This window comes from Corallococcus sp. CA053C, from assembly GCF_003611675.1.
GTDB lineage: Bacteria > Myxococcota > Myxococcia > Myxococcales > Myxococcaceae > Corallococcus.
In genome coordinates, this window is sequence record NZ_RAWA01000610.1 from 1 (window position 1) to 3,998 (window position 3,998).

A 3,998-nucleotide genomic window follows, 5' to 3' on the forward strand; every position below is an offset into this window, starting at 1 on the left:
GAGACAGGCCCGGACCCGTGCCCGAGCCCGCCCGGGGCGGCAGGAACGCACGCAGCTCGTTGAGCTCCGGCAGCAGGCGCAGCGGCGCGAGCGTCTCGAAGGTGGCGGCCTCTTCCTCTCCCTCCGCGGCCGACGTCACCGCGAAGCCCGCGGGCAGCGTGCCGTGCACGTTCGCCTTGCAGCGGAAGTGCTGGAGCCCCACCGCCGCGGTCCCCGGACTCGGCCGGTAGCCGATGTGTCCCAGCAGCTTGGAGACCGAGTCCTCCAGCCGCGCGGTCGCGAGGAAGCCCTCCTCCGCCCACGCCTGCTGGTACGTCCACAGCACGTGCAGCGCGAGCGCCACGCTGTCCAGCACCCCGCGCCCCAGGTCCACCGAGGAAGGCGCCGCGTACGCGAGCGGGTTCCAGGTGGGCGCCTCGTCCGTGCGTGCGAAGGCGGTGCGCGCCGTCTCGCCCAGCCGCGTGCGGAGCTGGTCGTGCGACAGCGCCTGATGCGTCGCGGGGACGCGGCTCATCGCAGCCCCCCACAGACCTGCACGGTGAGGACCCCTTCGGAGCGCGGCCAGTACCCGCCGCGCGCGGTGGCCACCTCCTCCGGACCGATGGGGATGACTCCCTCCGCCAGTCGGTCCACTGAGTGGAACTCCAGCCGCCGGAAGCGCTTCACCCGCACCGCCGTCACGCCGGGCACGCGCAGCACCGCCTGGTACAGGTCCGCGAGCTGCACGTCGCCGTTCAGCCCGGAGCGGTCCGGATCCAACAGGCCGCCGTCTCCCGCGATGGCGCCCACCACCGCGTCGCGCAGCTGATCCGCCTGCGCGTGCGGCGCCGCATCCACCTCCAGATCCAGATCGAGCGGCACCCACCGGGGCGGCAGCGCCTCCACATCCACGCCCAGCAGGCGGATCTCCTCCAACCGCCGCCGCACGCCCGCCCACCGGCGCAGGAGCTCATCGCGGTCCAGCGTGTCCTCGTCGCGCAGCAACACCGTGGCGCGGATGACGGTGCGCAGGTCTCGCTGCACGACGCGCGCGGAAGCCCCGGCGACCTCCGGCATCTCCTGGAGCAGGCGCACGTAGTCCTGGACGGTGACGGCGGACAGCGGCTGCGACACACCGGCTGGCGCGCGGTAGCGGATGGAGTCGAGCGACTCCGCATCCCGCCCACCCACGGCGGGCAGCGGGTTGTCCACGCGCACCAGCAGGCGCACGTCGTCCATCGACTGCGCCAGCAGCTCTCCCGCCGACGCCGAGCGCTGCGGATCCAACGGCACCTGGAGCAGCCGCGTGAGCACGCCCTCCCCCACGTTGCCCACCGTCCCCAGGCCGATCCGCAGCGAGAGGCCCAGCGTCGTGTCGCGGGGCGGCAGCGCGGCGCCGTTGACGCCATCCCCGCAGCGCAGGCTGGCGCCGCCCGTGGGGGTCGCGCGCAACACGACGACCTCATCCCCCGGTCCCTGGACGGACAGGTCCTCCACCAGCGTCCACGGGTCGTCCTCCACGCTCACCTGGAGCTGGGGCTTCCCGCGCCGCGCCTCATCGCCGGGCAGCGGATACCCCGGGGCCTGGACGCTGACGGGATGGAACGGCAGCACCACCTCGCGCTCACGGCTGCCGTCCACGGTGGGCGTCAGCAGCGCGCGCCACTGCGCCAGGCTGCGCGCGAAGGGCTCCGCCGAGTCGGCCTCGAAGCCCTCCGGCAGCGGCGTCACCGGCAGCCCGTGATGCGCGGGCACGACGTTGCCCAGCACCGTCGCTCGGGGCCCGGGCGTGGGGTCCCCGGGCGCGAGGAAGGCCTCCGGCGCGAGCCGGCGCGGATCCCATCCAACGAAGGTCGTATCGGTGGCGAGCGCCACGGACGTGACACGCACCACGTGCCCGCCCTCGCCACGCCCCCGGTAGAGCACCAGCCACCGGCCCGGCTCCAGCTCCGGATGGACACCCGCGAGCGTGGCCCCGGTGTCCCCGGGCAGCACCGACTCCGCGAGCGTCACGGCATCCAGGCGCGGGAAGTACGACAGGGGCGACTCGGTGACGAACACCAGCGAGTGCTCCTGCGTGGAGGCGTTGGCCACCAGCGTGTCGGCCGGGAGCTCCAGCACGCCGCCGCCGGTGAGGAACTCCAGCGCCGTGGTGCCGGGTGGAAGCGCCGGCAGGCCCAGCTCGTCCAGCCGCGCCTTCACCAACGCCGCGAGCGCCTCCGCGTCCAGCCGGAAGCGCAGCATCGTCGTGGCGGAGAGGCCCGGGTCGGGCGCGTAGTCCAGGCCGCGCGCGTGGTCCTCCACGGAGCGACGCAGCCGCGCCTGCTCCAGGAAGCCCTCCACCACCGCGCGCTCCTGCTGGTAGGCCAGCGAGTCGAGCTGCGCGGCCACCGTCTCCAGCAGCATCGTCGTGAAGTCCGCCGGCCCCCGGTCCTCCCACGGCGCCATCACCGTGCGGGCCCGCTCCAGCATCACCGCCAGCAGCGAGCGCGCGTCGCGGGCCAGGTAGTCCACCAGCGCGCCAGGCGCGGGCCGCTCGGGGGCCGCGAGCCACGGACGCGGCTGCGGATCGCGCACGTCACAGCCAGGCACCACGTCCGGAGCCCACGCACCGACGAACGGCGCCGGATCCCGGGGACCATCCCCCGGCACGGGCACCGCGGCACGAGCAACGGTCGCATCCGGCACCAGCCGCAGGTCCACGGTCTCCGGAGGCGGCAGGCTTCCAGTGAAGATCACCGGAGGAAGGTCCGGTGTCCCCGGCGTCACGTAGGGCAGCGGTCCCACCTCCAGGAACGGAGGCGCGGCGCCATCCGTGAACAGCGCGGGCGAAGCGGACAGCTCCGCGTCCGTCTCCAGCACGAAGGGTGCGCCCACGATGGCCGTGAACAGCGAGTCGTACGCGCGAACCTCGCCCGGCCCCAGCCGGAGCCCATGCGCATGCCGGTGCCATGTGAGCTGCGCGAGCAGCAGCTGCTCCGCCTGGATCCAGCCCGCGTGCACGGACGTCCACGCCTCCGTGCGCCGCACCAGTGCCGTGCGCAGGCCACCCTCCAACTGAAGCGCGGTGCCGGTGATGACGAAGAGGGAGCAGTCCTCGACGGCCAGCTCCCCCGGCGTGCCCACGTCCAGCACCGGCTCCAGCCCACCCAGCGGCGCGGCCACGTGCAGCCCCACCACGTCCGCATCCGACGGGAACGCGGGCAGCGTCAGCGGCCCCACCACGGCACCCGTGAGGGACTCCAGCGCGGCGGTCAACCACTCCGACCACGCAGGGGCCGGCTGCGAACCCACGGGCACGGGCGCCGCGGAGACGCGGCTCACCTCCACATCGCGCACCGTCACCGGCTCCAACGAAGGTCCACCCAGCACGCGCAGGCCCGTGGACGCCGTGCCGCCCAGCACTTCTTCCACCTGCCCAATCCCCACCTCGATGCCACGTCCCCCCAGCGCGAGCATCCCCAGCGCGAGCGCCCCCTGCACCCGCCGCACGGTGAAGCCGCGCACCTGGAGCACACCCGGCGAGCCGACCACCAGCCCCACGCTCCAGTCCGTCGCCAGGGCCTTCACGTCGCTCACGTCCAGGTCCACCGCGGACAGGCCCTCGCCCTCTTCGCGCGACACCAGCACCCGGACACCGAGCGCCCTCGCGCCGGTGACCTTCGACACCGTGACCCCGGAGAGGTCGGCGCGAAACAGGCCCGCGAACTCCAGGCCCAGGGCCGCGTCCGAGCCGACGACGTCCCGCACCTTCACGTCCGCCCACTGCGACCGCTGGCAGACCGCGCGCACGCCGAAGGCCGAGCCGGACGAAGCCTCCACGGAGGCCACGGACAGTCCCGTGACCCGGGCCTCCTTCGCCGCGAGCAGCAGCCCCGTCGCCGCCGTGCCCTTCGCCCCCGTCACGGTGAGCGAGTCGATGCTCGCCGTCCCGTCGGGCGTCCCCACGGTCAACGCCGTGCAACTCCCCGAGGAGATGGCGCCCACCGAAACGTCCAACACCTCCACCCGCGCCCCCC

2 protein-coding genes are annotated in these 3,998 nt (G+C 74.3%); both read right to left on the bottom strand.

Annotation, left to right across the window (positions count from 1 at the left end; genetic code table 11):
• Positions 1 to 514: hypothetical protein (locus D7V97_RS40880; protein WP_199729150.1), on the bottom strand; the 514-nt coding region annotated here is incomplete at its 3' end.
• The coding region (locus tag D7V97_RS40885) for a baseplate J/gp47 family protein (protein WP_147445194.1) at positions 511 to 3,998 on the bottom strand (3,488 nt) is incomplete at its 5' end. The genes D7V97_RS40880 and D7V97_RS40885, both read right to left, overlap by 4 nt.